Origin of the sequence: Flavobacterium sp. PL12 (assembly GCF_039123485.1) — a bacterium.
In the GTDB taxonomy this organism is placed as follows: domain Bacteria; phylum Bacteroidota; class Bacteroidia; order Flavobacteriales; family Flavobacteriaceae; genus Flavobacterium; species Flavobacterium weaverense.
On the sequence record NZ_JBANDI010000017.1, the window covers coordinates 35779 to 53515 of the forward strand.

General features: G+C 31.5%; 16 protein-coding genes. 12 read left to right on the forward strand and 4 right to left on the reverse strand.

Annotation, left to right across the window (positions count from 1 at the left end):
- Positions 1-4 precede the first annotated feature (4 nt).
- The gene (locus RCH19_RS09250; protein ID WP_343022981.1) at positions 5-1180 is read right to left on the reverse strand and encodes a thioredoxin family protein; all 1176 of its coding nucleotides are present in this window, start codon (positions 1178-1180) and stop codon (positions 5-7) included.
- Positions 1181-1292: 112 nt separating this feature from the next.
- Here RCH19_RS09250 and menD point away from each other — a divergent pair, with 112 nt between their 5' ends.
- The 5 genes from menD to RCH19_RS09275 all read left to right on the forward strand — a co-directional run bounded on the left by menD (position 1293) and on the right by RCH19_RS09275 (position 7716).
- Complete coding sequence (gene menD, locus RCH19_RS09255) at positions 1293-2954, forward strand: 2-succinyl-5-enolpyruvyl-6-hydroxy-3-cyclohexene-1-carboxylic-acid synthase (protein WP_343022982.1); 1662 nt, start codon at positions 1293-1295, stop codon at positions 2952-2954.
- A gap of 159 nt (positions 2955-3113) precedes the next feature.
- A complete protein-coding gene (locus RCH19_RS09260) occupies positions 3114-3866 on the forward strand; it encodes a LytTR family DNA-binding domain-containing protein (protein WP_343022983.1) in 753 nt (250 codons plus the stop codon).
- Positions 3850-6840, forward strand: a complete 2991-nt coding sequence (locus tag RCH19_RS09265; protein ID WP_343022984.1) for a histidine kinase — start codon at positions 3850-3852, stop codon at positions 6838-6840. Before RCH19_RS09260 ends, RCH19_RS09265 begins: the two co-directional genes overlap by 17 nt.
- Positions 6841-7031: 191 nt before the next feature.
- On the forward strand, positions 7032-7271 hold the full coding sequence (locus RCH19_RS09270) for a hypothetical protein (protein WP_343022985.1): 240 nt from the start codon (positions 7032-7034) through the stop codon (positions 7269-7271).
- Positions 7272-7374: 103 nt separating this feature from the next.
- Positions 7375-7716 (forward strand): DUF2853 family protein, encoded by a 342-nt coding sequence (locus RCH19_RS09275; RefSeq protein WP_343022986.1) that lies wholly within the window; start codon positions 7375-7377, stop codon positions 7714-7716.
- Between the two features lie 100 nt (positions 7717-7816).
- Here the strand turns inward: RCH19_RS09275 and RCH19_RS09280 are convergent, their stop codons facing one another.
- Positions 7817-9169 carry a M28 family metallopeptidase gene (locus tag RCH19_RS09280; RefSeq protein WP_343022987.1) on the reverse strand — a complete coding sequence of 451 codons (1353 nt, stop codon included), beginning with the start codon at positions 9167-9169 and terminating at the stop codon, positions 7817-7819.
- 156 nt (positions 9170-9325) lie between these two features.
- The gene (locus RCH19_RS09285; protein WP_343022988.1) at positions 9326-9664 is read right to left on the reverse strand and encodes a cupin domain-containing protein; all 339 of its coding nucleotides are present in this window, start codon (positions 9662-9664) and stop codon (positions 9326-9328) included.
- 212 nt (positions 9665-9876) lie between these two features.
- On the opposite strand from RCH19_RS09285, the gene RCH19_RS09290 reads away from it, so the two are divergent.
- Complete coding sequence (locus tag RCH19_RS09290) at positions 9877-10731, forward strand: S1-like domain-containing RNA-binding protein (RefSeq protein WP_343022989.1); 855 nt, start codon at positions 9877-9879, stop codon at positions 10729-10731.
- Positions 10732-11079: 348 nt separating this feature from the next.
- On the opposite strand, the gene RCH19_RS09295 is transcribed toward RCH19_RS09290, so the two are convergent.
- Positions 11080-11205 carry a hypothetical protein gene (locus RCH19_RS09295; RefSeq protein WP_262706569.1) on the reverse strand — a complete coding sequence of 42 codons (126 nt, stop codon included), beginning with the start codon at positions 11203-11205 and terminating at the stop codon, positions 11080-11082.
- Between the two features lie 259 nt (positions 11206-11464).
- Between RCH19_RS09295 and RCH19_RS09300 the strand changes: the two genes are divergently transcribed.
- The 6 genes from RCH19_RS09300 (at position 11465) to RCH19_RS09325 (ending at position 17712) form a co-directional block, all read left to right on the forward strand.
- A complete protein-coding gene (locus RCH19_RS09300) occupies positions 11465-12295 on the forward strand; it encodes a 1,4-dihydroxy-2-naphthoyl-CoA synthase (RefSeq protein WP_035671944.1) in 831 nt (276 codons plus the stop codon).
- Positions 12296-12456: 161 nt separating this feature from the next.
- Positions 12457-12978, forward strand: coding sequence for a PH domain-containing protein (locus RCH19_RS09305; RefSeq protein WP_343022990.1), 522 nt, complete (start codon positions 12457-12459; stop codon positions 12976-12978).
- Positions 12978-14480: a PH domain-containing protein gene (locus tag RCH19_RS09310; RefSeq protein WP_343022991.1), complete on the forward strand. Its 1503-nt coding sequence runs from the start codon at positions 12978-12980 to the stop codon at positions 14478-14480. The genes RCH19_RS09305 and RCH19_RS09310 overlap by 1 nt, the downstream gene beginning before the upstream one ends.
- A gap of 113 nt (positions 14481-14593) precedes the next feature.
- Positions 14594-15553, forward strand: a complete 960-nt coding sequence (gene menA / locus RCH19_RS09315) for a 1,4-dihydroxy-2-naphthoate octaprenyltransferase (RefSeq protein WP_343022992.1) — start codon at positions 14594-14596, stop codon at positions 15551-15553.
- A gap of 150 nt (positions 15554-15703) precedes the next feature.
- Positions 15704-16381 carry a metal-dependent hydrolase gene (locus RCH19_RS09320; protein ID WP_343022993.1) on the forward strand — a complete coding sequence of 226 codons (678 nt, stop codon included), beginning with the start codon at positions 15704-15706 and terminating at the stop codon, positions 16379-16381.
- 125 nt (positions 16382-16506) lie between these two features.
- Positions 16507-17712, forward strand: a complete 1206-nt coding sequence (locus tag RCH19_RS09325) for a hypothetical protein (RefSeq protein WP_343022994.1) — start codon at positions 16507-16509, stop codon at positions 17710-17712.
- The last annotated feature ends 25 nt before the right edge of the window (positions 17713-17737 follow it).

The following is a 17737-nucleotide window of genomic DNA, read 5'->3' on the forward strand; positions in this document are numbered from 1 at the left end:
TTTTTTATTTAGTATTTAATTCCTTTAAAAACGTATCAGATTCGCTGCTGTCCCAACTCATTTCCTTAGTAATAGTTTGGGCATTTTTAGCGTAGAATTGTGCTGACTTCTTATCATTTATTTTCGAATACAAACGCGCTATTAGTAAATTCCCATCTGCAGAATTATTGATTTTGAGTGCTCTTTTCACCCATAAAATTGCACTTTGCAAAGCTGAAAGTTCACTTATTTCTTTATAATAAATTTGCCCTATTTCTTTCAGTTTATTATCTGAATCCCATACGTACTTTTTTGTTCCTTCTAAAGTTGCTTTTTTGTAAAAATCCCAATTGGAGGTTCGTTCTGCAATTAATAGATCATAAGAAAAAATTAAGGATTGTATATTTTCTAACGTTATTGTTTTTGCAATTAACCTGTTTTTGAAATAGGCTGTAGTGTCTAAACTTAAAGTGTACGGTTGTAACAATTCTGAAACAATATTTGTAATCTTTGCATCTACGCGCTTTACTGAAATAAGTTTTTCAAATTCCATTCTGTTTTTTAATACATATTGGAATTCCCGCGATGTTATATCAGAAACTCCGTTGGCAATAATACGCCAATTCGTTTCACTTAGTAATTGTTTGTCTGTTTGTGTTGCGAGATATAAGTGCGTTGCTTTCGCTAATTCCGTTCTTTCAACACCTTTTCTTAATGTTTGAATATAATTTAAACAAGCAGTCGCATTACTTGGGTCTTTTAAAAATTGCGATTTTAAATAGGGTAATTGTAAATTAGGATTTAAGGCATTATTCACCTCATGCATAAATACATCTGATGTCATTTTACCTTTTACGCTATACAAAACAGTTTCGTTAGCATCTAAAAATAAGAAAGTAGGCAAGCCTTGAGTTTTATATTTGTCTTTTATTTTCAAACCTTCTTCAGTCTCAATATCTTTCCAAAGATAGATATAGTTTTTTGACAAGAAATCTACAATTTTCGGTTCCTTTAATACAGTTGATTTCATTGTATTACAATGCGGACACCAATTAGCATAAAGCATAATGAAAATAGGCTTGTTTTCTTTTTTGCCTAGAAGTAGCGCTTGCTCATAACTTATATCAACTGGTGCGTTATTGATATTCGAATAACTAAATTGGAAAATAAAACATATTAGAAACGTATAGAAAAAACGCATATTAATCAATATTAACGGTTATTTGAAATGATTCTCAAAAATAAGAAAACTAATCTAGAATAAGGAATAAGCATGCCAACTTTGTATCTTTACCTCTTTAAAATTTGAATTCATGATTTATCCAAAAATTCCTTTGGCGCAGAGTATTATCGAAATATGTTTAGCGAAAGGAATCACTACAATTATAATTTCACCCGGTTCTAGAAACGCACCTTTAACAATAGGTTTCGTGAACAACCCTGCATTTCAGTGCTATAGTATAGCTGATGAGCGTTCAGCAGCATTTTTTGGTTTAGGTATCGCACAGCAAACGAAGCAAGCGGTCGCATTAGTATGCACTTCTGGATCTGCATTATTAAATTATTATCCTGCTTTTGCAGAAGCATTTTACAGTCAAATTCCTCTTATTGTTATTTCTGCAGATCGTCCTCAAAGTAAGATTGATATTGGTGACGGTCAAACCATTCGTCAAGAAAATGTTTTTGAAAATCATTCATTGTATAACGCTAATCTAGATGAGGATGTTTCGAAAGAGAACGATGCTAAAATCAACCGGGCTATCGATACATCATTAAACGAAAAAGGTCCTGTACATATCAATGCACCTTTTGAAGAACCGTTATACGAAACGACATCTGAACTTTCTGTTGAAGTTTTAGTAAATGGATTTGCAACATTTATTCCAGTTCCAATTATTGAAGATCTATCTGAATATGCAGAAATTTGGAATTCATCGACTAGAAAAATGATTTTAGTAGGTGTCAATGAACCTTACGCAATAAATGACACTACTTTAGCTGCTTTAGGAGAAGACGAATCGGTTGTGGTAATGACGGAAACAACATCAAACCTTCATCATTCTACTTTTATAAATAATATTGATACTATAATTACACCTTTCACTACTAAAGAATATGAAGACTTTTGTCCAGATATTCTTGTGACTTTTGGTGGTATGATCGTTTCAAAACGTATAAAAGCGTTTCTTCGAAAATATAAACCGAAACATCATTGGCATATAGACACCTTGCGAGCTTACGATACTTTTGGATCACTAACAAAGCATTTTGAAGTTAATCCAAATAGTTTTTTTGAATCTTTTATGCCTTTAGTTAGAGTTGTTAAAGGCGACTATTTTGAGAAAACTAATGCAGTTAAAATTTTACGTGAAGAAAAGCATGAAATTTATTTAAGAAAACTTCCATTTTCAGATTTTGTAGTATTTGAGAAAGTAATAAAAAATTTACCAAAGCACTGTCAATTACAAATTAGTAATAGCTCAGCCATTAGGTACGCACAATTAATTGATATCGATCCATCTATTGAAGTGTATTGTAATCGTGGAACAAGCGGAATTGACGGAAGTACTTCGACTGCTATTGGTGCGGCTGTTGCCAATAAAAAGCAAACGGTTTTTATTACAGGAGATATTAGCTTTCTATATGATAGCAATGCATTGTGGAATCAATATATTCCAAAAAACTTTAAGATTATTTTAGTGAACAATGGCGGTGGAGGAATTTTTAGGATTTTACCGGGTCACGAAGAATCTGCAGTTTTTAATACTTTCTTTGAAACTTCTCATTGTTTCACTGCTGAGCATTTAGCTAAAATGTATGGTTTCGAGTATACTGTTGCTAGCGACGAAAAAAGCTTAAGTGCAAGTTTGAGTGCTTTCTATAATCAAAGTGATAAACCTTCAATCTTGGAAGTTTTTACTCCTACATTAGAAAATGATAAGATCTTATTGCAATATTTTAAGGAGTTAGTTTAGTGGTAGTTTTTAATGTTTTGTAATTTTTCTAATAAATAATACTTTCATAAGTCAGATTTGTGCTTTCATAGCGTTTTAATGCCTTTTCATAAGAAATTATGTTGCTGAAGAGAATAATATACTATTTTAGTATTCTAGCATAGTAAAACAATTTTCAGCATGAAAATAAGAGTAATTATAATTGATGACGAAATGCACGCGCGTAGTTTTTTACGAAAATTTTGCGAACGTTATTTTGGTGAGCGAATCGAAGTAATTGACGAGTGTAATTCTGTTGAGAGCGCTGTTCGATCCATAAAAAAAAATCAGCCTGATTTAATTTTCTTAGATGTAACCATGCCTGACGAAGATGGATTTGAGCTTATAAAGTATTTCGACAAAATAAATTTTGAAATTATATTTACGACGGCGCACAAAGAATTTGCTATTAAAGCAATTAGAAATAGCGCATTAGATTATCTTGTTAAACCTATTAATAAGGAAGATTTCGAAGTTGCGATAACGCGTTACGAGTCAAAAAAAGAATTAAAAATAAGCATCGATAGATTCAAACTACTTACTGAAAATATTAATAATCAGTTTAGTGATAAGCAAAGAATTGTTTTTCCCGTGAAAAATGGTTTTGAAGTGATACAAGCTAATAGCATTGTCTACTGTAAATCAGATGGTTCATATACCAATATTATTACAATTGAAAAGGAATATTTAATTACAAAAAGTTTAAAAGATATTTCTGAGCTACTAATTGAACCACAGTTTATTAGAATACATAAAAGTTATTTAGTTAATCGAAACTACATTAAAGGATTTAAATCAGAGGAGTATAATCTTGAGATGATTAATGGATCAATTATACCAGTCTCCGACACTTTTTTTACCAAAAAGAAATTAATAGATGCAATTACGAATTAGAATTTTAGTTGCTTTATTTCTATTTGTAAACTTCGGCTTTGCTCAATATTTTCCATCTAAAAATTACACCACAGCAGATGGTTTACCTAACAATGCTGTCAGAACTTTATTTTTCGATTCAAAGAACGTTCTTTGGGTTGGAACAGAAAACGGAGTTTCAAGAATGGAAAATGGCTCTTTTTACAATATTGATGCGTCGTCAGGTTTAGGCCATAATAGTTGCTGGGACATTTCTCAAGATAAAAAAGGGAATATGTGGTTTGCCAGTTACGGTGGCGGAGTAACTAAATATAATGGAACTAGTTTTAAAGTATTCACTACTAAAAATGGACTCAAGCACAACAAAACTCGTAAATTGTTTCCCTTTAAAAATAATGTATACGTTGGAACAGAGCAAGGCGTTTCAATAATTGACATCAATTCAAATAAAGTTATAACGCCTGAAATACCAAAGCATAATGAGGATTTTATCTGTATTTCTTTTTTCGAATACAGGGATGAAGTTTTTTTTACGTCACTTTTTCATGGCTTATTTAAAATTAAAGAAGTTGATGGTGCTTTTAAAATAATTTCTGTTAATGCAAATAAAAACTCTTATTCTTTAGGAATTTTTGGCTCTATATTATATAGTGGAAATGAGGGTTTTATTGATAGATATGACATTCGAGAATTAAATAAGCGAAACTTTACTTCCACTAAATTTGGTAACTCTATAGTTTGGCAATTTGCAGGTGATAAGCGTAAAAATATATATGCTGCAGCCTGGGGAATTTACAATCCAGATGGAGGATTGTACCGTATTGAAAATGACGTAATGATCAATGTTTCCAAATATTATGGAATTGATTCTAAAATCATTCTTAATGTTGTTTACGATAAAGCTAAAGATATATTATATGTTGGTTCTAACGACAAAGGTATTTACGAAGTACGTTTAGATAAAATGATTGAATATTATTCTTTTGAAGATAAGTCAATTATAGATTTTGAAAAAATTGGGAATCAAACCATAATTTTAGACAATGCTGGACTAACTGTTTTAAATAATAATCAGATAATTTCAAAACGGCTTACATTATCAGATTTTAAAACTGCCCAACTATCATTTTTAGAAAAGCAGAAATCTATCTATAGAAATAGAGGCGTAAATTCTTTAGATTATAAACTAAATTTTAATATTCCGGCCACTGAAATTGGGTTCTACGAAATAGTCCGTAAAGAAGACAGGCTTTGGATTGGAAGTAATATAGGTGTATTCGAAATGGATGGAAGTGGAAATTTTATTTCCTATTTACCGAAGCATACTTTGAAATTCGGTTTTGGAACTGACGGTCAATTTATTGAAACCATTCCCTACGCAGGTGTTCGAGTTTATGATGATGTTTCCAAACTACAAGCTAAAAATTATTATAATTTAGATAAAAATACGCCTCAGTTTATTGTTAAAATTTTAAATAGTAATAGCAAAACATATTTATTATCTGTTTTTAATGGCTTGTACACTTTTGAAAATGGTAAATTTAAATCTTACTTAGCGGAAGGAATTTGGAAAGAAGAAAAGTTTAAGCACATTACAGTTGATGATAAAGGCCGACTTATACTCGGTGCTGAATTTGGTGATATATTTATCGTTGAAGATAATCCATCTTTCAAAGTCGTTAAAACTATTTTCAAAAACCAAATAATTGGGAATACCATTTTGTACTTAGAAGCGTACAAAGACTGTATACTTATAGGAACCGAAAAAGGGATGAACGTATACCAAAACGGTATAGTAAGAATAATAGATAAGGAGCAAGGACTAGCTGATGCTGCCGTAACAACCTCAAAGATTTTTAGCGATAAGTTATGGTTGGGTACAAATAAAGGCTATTTTGTAGTAGACCTAAAAAAAGTTTTACGAGAGCAAACTACAGTAAGTTCCATCGCTATAAGCGAAATTGCAATTAATGGAGTGAAAATTGGTAAAGGCAAATATAATTGGTTTCAGTACTCTAGCGACGAATTGAAAACAGCCTATAATTACAATTCCTTTTCAATTAATTTTATTCCAAAAGGACATCCATTTCCTGAAAAATTACAATTCAAATATCGATTAGAAAACACAAATCGATGGAGTCCATATAGTAAGGAGCCAAACATTTATTTATCGTATCTACCTCCTGGCAGTTATAATGTTCAAATCGAAGTTTTTGATTCAAATGCGGGAAAGCACAGTGTTTTCAAGTTGTTGAACATAAAAGTATTACCACCATTTTGGCTAACATGGTGGTTTTTAACTATATCTTTTTTCGTTTTAAATGCAGGAATATTTTATATTTTCTTATTATATAAACGTAAAGAAAAAGAGAAGGCACGGGTAGAAAAGCGAATTGCTGAAACGCAAGCTGATGTCTTATTGAACCAAATGAACCCTCATTTTATGTTTAATTCAATAAATACAATTCAGCATTTTATAATTAGTAATGAAGTTGACAGCTCACTTGATTTTGTTAGCAATCTTTCTACTTTAATGCGACAAACATTTGAAAATTCATTGCAAAATAAAATTAGTATTTCAGATGAAATCAATTATTTGAAAGCTTACAGTGAGATTGAAAATATTCGTTTTGGAAATAATATAGTTATAGAATTTGAAATCGATTCAGCAATAGATTTAGAGTCGTGCAAAATTCCAACAATGACTTTACAGCCATTTGTTGAAAATGTATTTGTCCACGCTTTTAATGATAATTCAGTAAAGCCTAAACTTATTATTTCATTTTCGATGTTGTCTAAAAGTATTCTAGAGTGCAAAATTATCGATAATGGTAAAGGCAATTCGTCTTTTGATAAAGTGAAACTTCATAAATCTAAAGGCGTTGAATTGACAAAGGAGAGGTTGATTCTCCTACAGAAAGAGATAAAAAATCCTATTGAAACAGAGTATAACGATACTAAGGGAACTTGCGTAACTATTAAAATAAAAGTTTAGCTTCAAGTTTAGGGATTTTTTTTTAGCTAGAAAGGGGTGTTTGTCAACTTAAAATAGGCGTTCACAAAACACTTATAATTAATCAAAATGTTTGATTTATTTTAGCTTTAAATTCTTCGATATCATATTTAATTAATTAAATATGAATCTATCGTAACGAGTTTTCTATGAAACTTTCTAAATCGCCAATCATGATTATTCAAAAAACCCTACAAATTATTGCATTTATTTTTAGAATATTTGCTGTTGTTTTACCAGTTTCTTTTGGCGCTTTTTGGTTGTTGGATTTTTTGTTTTCAGCATTTAGTTATGAAAGTGAAGTTTTGTACTGGATAGTGTGTATTTCTGTTATTTTTCTAACGTATCGTTTTCTTTGGACTCAGATAATTTGGTTTACAGGGTTGAACAAAATTATAGAATTAGAAAGTTAAAGATTATCCTACGTTTTTCGTTATAAACAATTATTATAGTCTGCTTATTAGGAATAATTGATTAAATTTGAGTTAAACACTAACCCATTATTACACTATTATTATGAGCGCAAGAGAAGAATTAATTGTTAAGTATGCTGCAGATCTGAAAGACAAGTGCGGTGTTAATCCAGATATGGATTTGTTGACAAAAGTAACCATTGGTTGTGGACCATCCATTTATAACGCTGATGCCGCTATCGTTGCTGGAAGTCAAAAGGCGGAATTAGAAACGCTGAAAAATAATTTTTTGATTAAAAAATTAGGATTAACTGACGGTGCAGATTTAGATGCCGGTATTGATGCTGTTATGGATAAATACGGTCGTTCGAATAAAAGCAAGTATAGAGCGGTAGTATACTATCTATTAACCGTACATTTCAAAAAAGAAAGTATCTACAAATAATAAATTTTTTAAATGTAAAAAGCGTTCAACTTAATTATTTGAACGCTTTTTTTTGATTTGATATTAAATTGCCACTTGTAAGTTGATATCAGTTAATTATTTATCTAACTGGCACAGGGAAGACAGGTAGGCTTGAGTGTCCTAATGCATCTACAGCTTGTACAGCGAAAAAGAAATTGTCTTTAGAATAAGGAATTTCTGCTTTTAAATCTTTAACAAAAATTGTCTTTTCCCAATGAGGTGCGGAAGTCTCTCTTATAAGTATGTTGTATCCATAAACTTCTTTTCCTTCAGGTGCTTTCCAAACTAAAGTCGAAAAATTAGTCAAATCTTTAACTTCTATTCCTACGTTTGTAGGTGCTTTTGGTGACCAAGCTAAATTACTAAAAGTTGCTAGATTCGAAGTAGTTACTTTTTTAAGGTATTCAAAATCCATAAACTCTGGAAGATCGCCAAATTGTACATTGTTTTCTTTTCTAACATCTTGATGCTGGTGATCAAAATTTTCATTCATTTCGCAAAAGCGAATTGCTGTAAATCCATTTTGGCTAAAAGGAGTGTGATCTCCACCTCGTAAAAATCTATCATTTCGATAAACTAACTTAATATCTAATTGATCAATATATTGGTTAGTTACAGTTTTAATGTATCTCGCTAGTTGTCTCGATGGGCTATCATTGTCACGATTAGTCGATTTGCGCATTTTAGATTCTGCTTCTGTTTCTAAAAAAGGAGTAGCTTCACTAAATACACGCACTTGCATGTTGTCTCTAAATAATGTACCGCTGGATAAACTATTACCAATCATATCATTATTAATCATGGCAACTACATTCCATTTTGATTCTTTTGCAACATCTGCTAAATGTTTCGCGCCATACAATCCCTGTTCTTCACCAACTACCGCAACGAAAATTAGTTTAAATGGAAATTCTCTTTTACTCATGATTCTTGTGAGTTCCATCATCGCCGCGACTCCTGATGCATCATCATTTGCTCCTGGAGCATCGATTTTTGCGTCCATTACATTAGAAGCACGAGAATCTAAATGACCGCTTATAATCATTACGCGATCATCATTTGGATCGGTTCCTTTTAAGGTAGCCATTACATTTCCTAATTCACTATCGACCGCAATACGTTTTCCATCGGCTTTAATAGTGAAGAAATCAATTTTTGAAGTTAGTCTACCATTAGAAGATAAAGCATATTTGTCAAATTCAGATTTTACCCAACGTTGAGCTGCTCCAATTCCGCGAGTATTACTTTTAGTATCGCTTAAAGTATGTCTTGTTCCAAAAGAAACTAGTTTGCGAACTGTAGCTTCGAGGTTTTCCGACTTTACTTCGGATACCATTTTTGTTATTTCAGGATCATCTACTGTTGCTTGTGCAAAAGTAGTTTGAGAGAGTAGTGTAAAGATTAATAAGTAGAAAATAGATTTTGATTTCATTAGTAGTTTTTTAGTTTTCTCAAAGTTAGTAAAATGAATAAAAAATCAAGTAACAGAATTGAGTTTTAGGATTTGTTGAATCTTAAAATTTAATTCAGATTCAAAATAATTCTCTTAAAATATCATTGTATAACGTTACAATGTAAAATTTAATACTTATTCAATTACCTTTTTAACTCTATCGATTGTATCTAACTTGGATAACGTTAATCTCACGATACTATCCTCTTCAGCATGCAAATCATGAGGTACATTTGCATCTAGCGAAATTAAATCTCCAGCTTGTAAGATCATTTTTTCACCATTCACTCCAAAATTGATACTTCCTTGATGAATTGCTACCGTAATTGGAAATCCAGCTTTATGTTCTTTCATCACTTGTCCTTTTCTAAAAAGGATTCTAATTTCCTTAGATGTTTCTGTTTCCATTAGTACTTTTACTGCTACTTTTTCTTCATTGTACTGAAGATCTTTTGTTAATGAGGCTGTTTTCATTATGTTAAATATTGTATTTGAATTAATTAAAAATTTTTATTTGCTACAGCGATTTCGAACTATTAAGTGGAAAATCCGTAAAATAGTTATCGTCCAAGACCGTATTATCTATAAAATTAGAGTTTTATAAGTCGTAATCAAAATTAATTTATAATTAAATCTTTGTACCTTTGCGACTTATATAGTTGATAAAGACTAAGAATTCTAAGATAATGATTGAAATAGGAAAATACAATACGCTTATAATATTAAGAGATACTAAAGTCGGCTTGTTCTTAGGGACACCGGATACGGATCCAGAAGGAATACATGATATACTTTTACCCAATAAATATGTGCCAAATGATTTTGAAATAGGTGAGGAGCTTATTGTTTTTGTTTATTTGGATCACGAAGAGCGTCCTGTTGCTACAAATTTGGAACCCTATATTTTAATAAATGAATTTGCGTTGTTGCGAGTGAACTACGTAAATCAGATAGGTGCTTTTATGGATTGGGGAATGGAAAAAGATATTTTGGTTCCTTATAAAGAGCAAGCTCGTCCGATGGAAAAAGGAAAACGATACTTAGTTTATCTATACATGGACGAAAAAACCAATCGTTTAGTTGCTTCAAGTAAGACGAATCAATTTCTTAAAAATGAAGAGCTTACTGTCGAAAAAGGGGAAGAAGTGGATTTGATTGTTTCTCATATCACAGAGATAGGAATTAATGTAATCATAAACGAAAAGCACAAAGGCTTACTTTATAAAGACGAAGTTTATGATGATGCCATTCGAACTGGTGATCGTATGAGAGGTTTTATAAAAACTATTCGTCCAGACAATAAAATAGATGTAGCGTTGCAAGTTCAGGGATACGAAAGCATTGAACCGAATGCTGAAAAAATTCTAGATGAATTAAGAGTGAGTAGAGGATTTTTAAGACTCACTGATAATTCACATCCTGAAGATATTAAAACCGTTTTAAAAATGAGTAAAAAAACTTTTAAGAAAGCGATAGGTTCTCTATATAAAGAGAAACTAATTGAAATAAAAGAAGATGGAATTTATCTAGTAAAAGAATAATAAAAAGAAAGACTAATCAAAAACGATTAGTCTTTCTCTTTTTAGTGCTGTTTTTAAAATTGTAATTAGATCAGCAATAAAATAATTTGAAGTTTAAAGTAAATTTATGCGCCTTTAAAACGATACTATATACTTATATTACCTTTACTAGATTAACTTAAGCGTAATTTAACTTAATTTTTTTTATGTCTTAAAATGTGAAATCAAAAGTTATGTAATTCGATATCCAAGTTCACAGTTAGCCTTTGGTTTATATATAAATTTTAAGATTATTTTCTAAACATTCTTTTATTAATGTCTCGCTAATGCAAGAACAAGAAAAATTAATCTTTGTTTCAACCGTAGGAGTTACTTATCAGAATCTATTAAAATGACATATGATTTTCTCATTATCTCATTTCTCCAAGTATTTGTAATCGATTGATTAATTACTGCCTTAGAAAAAGGAGCGACAACATTTTTTAGTGTACTCAATACATTCTTTTTTTAGGGTTAATAAATCAGTGTTAATTAAAAAAAATTAATGAAATACATAATTTGTATTTGTCAATCTTGATTACCATAAATATAAAAAAAATTTACATTGAAACTCTTTATTTTAGTCTTTAAGTACTGATTTTTAACATTTTAGCATCATTCATCAGATAAATAGTACCACAAGCTTCTTTTGATAGAATAGATATACTGCAAAAAATGATTTATTTTTACACTAAAATAATTTAAATCAACGATTATGGATTGGATTACTGCTAAAGAATATGAAGATATAACCTATAAGAAGTGCAATGGTGTTGCTCGAATAGCTTTTAATAGACCTGATGTACGAAATGCTTTTCGGCCTAAAACTACTGCGGAATTGTACAATGCATTTTATGATGCGCAAGAAGATACTTCTATTGGAGTAGTTTTACTTTCTGCTGAAGGTCCTTCTTCAAAAGATGGTGTATATTCTTTTTGCAGTGGTGGTGATCAAAATGCAAGAGGTCACCAAGGATATGTTGGCGAAGATGGACAACATCGTTTGAATATACTCGAGGTACAGCGTTTGATTCGGTTCATGCCAAAAGTAGTTATTGCTGTTGTTCCTGGATGGGCTGTAGGTGGTGGTCATAGTTTGCATGTTGTGTGCGATCTAACTTTAGCAAGTAAAGAGCATGCGATTTTTAAACAAACAGATGCTGATGTAACTAGTTTTGATGGTGGATACGGTTCAGCATACTTAGCAAAAATGGTCGGGCAGAAAAAAGCGCGCGAAATTTTCTTTTTGGGACGCAATTATTCAGCGCAAGATGCTATGGATATGGGAATGGTAAATGCTGTTATTCCGCATGCAGAACTGGAAGACACTGCTTACGAATGGGCTCAAGAAATTTTGCAGAAATCGCCTATGGCTATAAAAATGCTGAAATTTGCTATGAACCTTACTGATGATGGAATGGTTGGCCAACAAGTTTTTGCTGGAGAAGCAACTCGTCTTGCGTATATGACTGAAGAGGCTAAAGAAGGTCGAAATGCTTTTTTAGAAAAAAGAAAACCGAATTTTGAAAAAAAATGGTTACCATAATATAATAAGCTTTATTAATGATCATTCTTCAATTCGAAATTAAAAATTTTTAATATTGAGGAAGCACAGTCATTATTTAAAGCTGAACTTATATATATAATTAAAGTTTCAAAACTTTTATGAATTCAAAAATTACTGCATCAGTAAATCAATAAAACTAAATGGAAAATTTCACAAACTACACAATTGATACCAAGCAACTTCCTAAATTTGAGGAAGTTGTTTTTACATCTTTACATCCTAAATATCTTAAAGTTGTTATTATAAATTTGGTGATCTTTTGTGCGTCTCTAATTCTATTTTTTGTTTTTTTCTCTTATTATAATGAAGAATTATTTTCAGGAAGAATTTGGTTGATAATTGGAATTATGCTTTCAATATTTTGCTTATTTATTACATTCGTGTCAATAGCGGGATTCTACAAAAAGGGATATGCATTTAGAGAACACGATGTATTATATAAGTTCGGACTTATTTCGAATAATACTGTTGTAATACCTTATAATAGAATACAGCACGTAGCATTACATGAAAGTCTTGTTTCACGTATTTTTGATTTAGCCAAAATTCAAATATTTACCGCTGGTGGAAGCTCTAGCGATATCGAAATTCCTGGAATCGAAAAAGAGGAAGCGGAAAAAATTAAACAATTGCTAATGGGTAAAATTCAAAAGCAATTATAATGGATCAACAATTTAACCTTCCTCAAAGGCAATCACCAATAGGCGTACTAGTAATGTTTTTTGATACGTTGCAGCTTTGGGCACGCGGTTTATGGCCGGTTTTACTTATTTATATTGTTAAGTTTAAAGATTTAAATTCAGTTTATCTAGTTTTTGGCGTAGCTGCTTTTTTATTAATTGTTGCATTAATTGCTTATCTGAAGTACTTGAATTTTACTTTTTACTTGGATAGTGATAATGATGAGTTTATTATAAATGAAGGAGTCCTTAATAAAAAAAGAACTATTATTCAGCTGAATAGAATTCAGCAAGTAGACATTAATCAATCCTTAATTCAAAGAATAATTGGTGTTTATGAACTTAATGTTGACACAGCTGGAAGTGCAAAGAAAGAGGGAAGAATTAAAGCCGTTTCACATGCTCTCGCAGTCGCTTTAAAAACAAGATTGTCAGTAAATGAAATTAGCAAAGATCAATTACAAAGTGATGATGAAACTTTAATTAATTCAGTTGAGGATGATAAACCACTTGTGAAAATTAGTTTTTTAAGTTTATTGAAGGTCGGAATTACAACTAATTATGTCAAAACATTCGGCTTAGTTTTAGCATTTATAATTACAATTTTTGATAATGTAAAAAAGATTATACCAGAATATGATTTTAGCGATGAAGAACTTGAAAGTTATATTGATCAAGGTTTAGCTCTAAAATCTATTGGTTTTGTATTCTTTGTTTTGATCGCTGTGATATTAATGATCAATTTGATTCGGGTCATTTTCAAGTACTATGATTACCAAGTGACTAAGCATAATGACTCGCTTGTGCTTTCCTTCGGATTATTGAGTACTAAAAGTACAATCGTGAAACCCGAAAAGGTGCAAATTGTAACTATTAGTAGAAACTATTTCCAAAAGAAAATGGATACTTTGGAGATTAAGATAAAGCAAGCTACGAGCGGGGATAGACAAAACAACAAGTCTATTATCGAAATCCCTGGCTGCGATGAAAATGAAAAAGCTGCTATTTTCAAGTTTTTATTTCGAAACATACCTGAAAAAGGAATACAGCTAAAGCCAAATTATAGAAAACTAGTATTTTCACTTTTACTTTTTATTATAATTCCAGCGATACTATTTTTTGCACTAGCTAATTATGTCGATCCTTCTTTGCTGGATTATGTTTTTGTTGTTCCCATCTATGTTGTGTTTATCGGGCTAATTGTATTTTTCGGATATCTAAACAACAGACTTTATATTAGTGATGATTTTGTAATCAAACAAAGTGGTGCTTGGGATATCGATAATTCTATTGTGGATACTGCAAAAATACAAGGAGTAACTACTTCGCAACTTTTTTGGCATAAAAATGCCGACATTGGTTCGATTATAATACATACCGCCGGTGGAGATTTAGCTTTTCAGTTAGGTAATTTTACAACTATAAAGCATCATGTAAACGAGTGGTTGTATAAAATTGAGACTTCAGATAGCAATTGGATGTAGAGTTATAAAAGTTGTTACAATTATCACCCATAAATGGGAGTAGAAGGATATATTAGTTAGAAAATAAAATAGAAATATAAGTTACCTTCGTGGTATTAAACAAATTGAATAAAATGAAACATTGGATTGAAGCAGCACGATTAAGAACTTTGCCATTATCAGTATCTGGAATTATTGTAGGAAGTATGTATGCGTTACGACCTACAGATAATATTGAAACTCCGACTGAAGTTTTTAGTTGGACCATTTTTGGTTTAGCAATCTTAACAACGCTGGGTTTGCAAGTACTTTCAAATTTTGCAAATGATTATGGCGACGGAATAAAAGGCACTGACAATGCAGATCGAGTAGGTCCGTTGCGAGCGATACAAAGTGGTGCGATTTCGCCTCAAGCGATGAAAACTGGAATTGCGATAACTTCATTTTTAACTTTGATGTCGGCTATTACCTTGATATACTTCGCTTTCAGCGATACTAATATTTGGTATTCTTTATTTTTCTTTTTGCTTGGTATTTTATCTATCGCTTCGGCGATTCGCTATACAGTGGGAAATACTGCTTATGGTTATAGGGGATTTGGTGATGTTTTCGTGTTTGTATTTTTTGGTTTGGTAAGCACACTTGGAGTTAATTTTTTATACTCAGAGCAACTAGATTTTGATTTATTCTTGCCGGCTGCAGCAATAGGATTACTAAGCACTGGAGTTTTGAACTTGAATAATATGCGTGATGAATCCTCTGATCGAAAATCAAATAAAAATACAATTGTTGTTCAAATAGGTGGAGCAAAGGCTAAGAAATATCATTACTTTTTAATCATTACAGCAATGGTTTTAGTTTTAGTTTTCGCAATATTAAGTGATTATCGTTTAGATCAATATTTATTTTTATTAGCTTATGTACCTTTGGTTAAGCACCTTAATACGGTTTACCGAAACGAAGATCCGAGAGCTCTAGATCCTGAGTTAAAAAAATTAGCGTTAAGCACATTTGCACTTTCTATTTTATTAGCTTTATGCATGGTTTCATTAATTCCGGATTTAATTGTAAATCTGTTTTTGGGAGGTAGATAACGATTCTATTGTGAAATAAATGAGTCGCAATTTTAAAAACTGCTAGCAAAAATTAAAATAAAATATAATCATCCTTTTTAATTTCAGACCGTTTTCATATAAATTGTATCATAGTACATGTAAATTAAAAGGATTTTAAAAATTATTCAAATGAAAATAACATTTTATGGTCACGCCTCTTTAGGTATCGAAGTTAACGGTACGCATATTTTAGTAGATCCTTATATTTCTGCAAATCCTAAGGCAGCACATATCGATATTGATTCATTAAAAGCTGACTTTATTCTTTTAACGCATGCTCACGGCGATCACATTCTTGATGTTGAAGCAATAGCTACGCGAACTAATGCGGTAATTGTTTCTAATGCTGAAATTGCAGGATATTATGGCGCTAAAGGCTTTCAATCACATCCTATGAATCACGGCGGAAGTTGGAACTTTGATTTTGGTAAACTAAAATACGTAAATGCAATACATTCAAGTTCTTTTCCTGATGGATCTTATGGTGGAAACCCAGGAGGATTTGTGATCGAGGGCGAACACAAAAATATTTATATTGCTGGTGATACTGCTTTGACAATGGATATGAAACTCATTCCTATGCGCACTAAGCTTGATTTAGCGATTCTGCCTATAGGAGATAATTTCACCATGAATGTTGAAGATGCGATTATTGCTTCTGATTTTGTTGATTGCGACAAAATTCTAGGATATCACTATGATACTTTTGGTTATATTGAAATAGATCATGAAGACGCTATTAGAAAATTCTTTAATAAAGGAAAAGATTTAATGCTACTTGAAATAGGGACTTCAATTGAGTTATAGTTTTATATGGAGCTATTCCAGCTATCCGTTTCAATCTTTTATAAATTATCCAGCCTTAGAAAGGCTAGATAATCTATAAAAGGATTTCCACTTCTATCTGGGCTAAAAAAAAGTAAACAAACGATATGAATAGTAAAAAAGTTTTTTTTCTGCTTTTGATAACACTTGCATTCCAAGCGAGTTTTGCGCAAAAAGATGGCTATTGGGATAAAACTCGAGCTACAGTCCAAGAAGTAACCGTTTCTGCAAGAAATAGAATTGTTGTCAAAACCCAAGATTTCCCAGAAGGAACCACCGAAGTTGTTTTCAGAATTACGCTCTTGGATAAAAACCAACAAATGGCGAGTAGTTTAGTTTCAGTTTTAAAAGCTATTCCTGATCCTACGGGTATTTCGCAAGGTTCTGCTGGCGCTGTCTTTATATTGTCAAAAATCTCAGGTGAGGATAAGTGTAAGTATGCTATATTTTCTTCTGCAGGTTTCGCGTCACAATACAAGGAAGATGGAAGCACTGAGAATGCTTGTTTCGTGCAAGATACGCCAGTGAGCAAAGATGCAAAATTGCTTTCCGCTGATAAAATATCTTGTATGAAATCGAATTCCGGCAATTTATGGTTTGGTTTTGAAAGCAAGAATTGGATTATGAATCAGAAAATTGTTCTTGAAGTTGTGCCGTGGGTAGATAATAAACTAAGTCGTGGATGGACAACTGAGAATAGAAAATATATAATTGATCAATGTAAAACTTCTAATTTAGCTCAGAAGATGGCTAATTCGGATGATTTTTGCGTCTGTATATTGGATAAAATTCAATCTAAATATAAGTTTAAGGAATTTCAAAAATTGTTAGCTGTTGAGCGTGCTAAAGCTTTTAAAGATTATGGTGCTAGTTGTTTTAGCGAAAGCAATCTTTCAACTGCTATTTATGAAGATTTGAGAAAGCAAGCTGGAGTTCTCTCAAAAGAGGGTAAGATTGGTGATGCGATAACTAAATTGATGATAGTGCTAAATGATGGTAAGGCAAAGGCTTTAGACTACAATTCAATCGGCAGCAATTATATTTTAACCAAGCAATACGGTAAGGCAATTAAGTTTCTTAAAGAAGGTGAGAAGCTTGATGATACTGAATTATTAATAAAATTAAACTTAGCGCATGCTTATCTGTTAAACGATAATTATTATTCTGCTAAAGTTATCTACAAAGAATACGAAGCGCAAAATGTAAGTGACAGTTTGAGTTGGAACGAAAAAATTAAACAAGACTTTGAAACATTTAAAAAATTAGGCATTCGAAATAAGGATTTTGATAGAGTTTTAAAGTTTTTGAAATAGCGCTTTACTTAGAAGTTGTCTATTT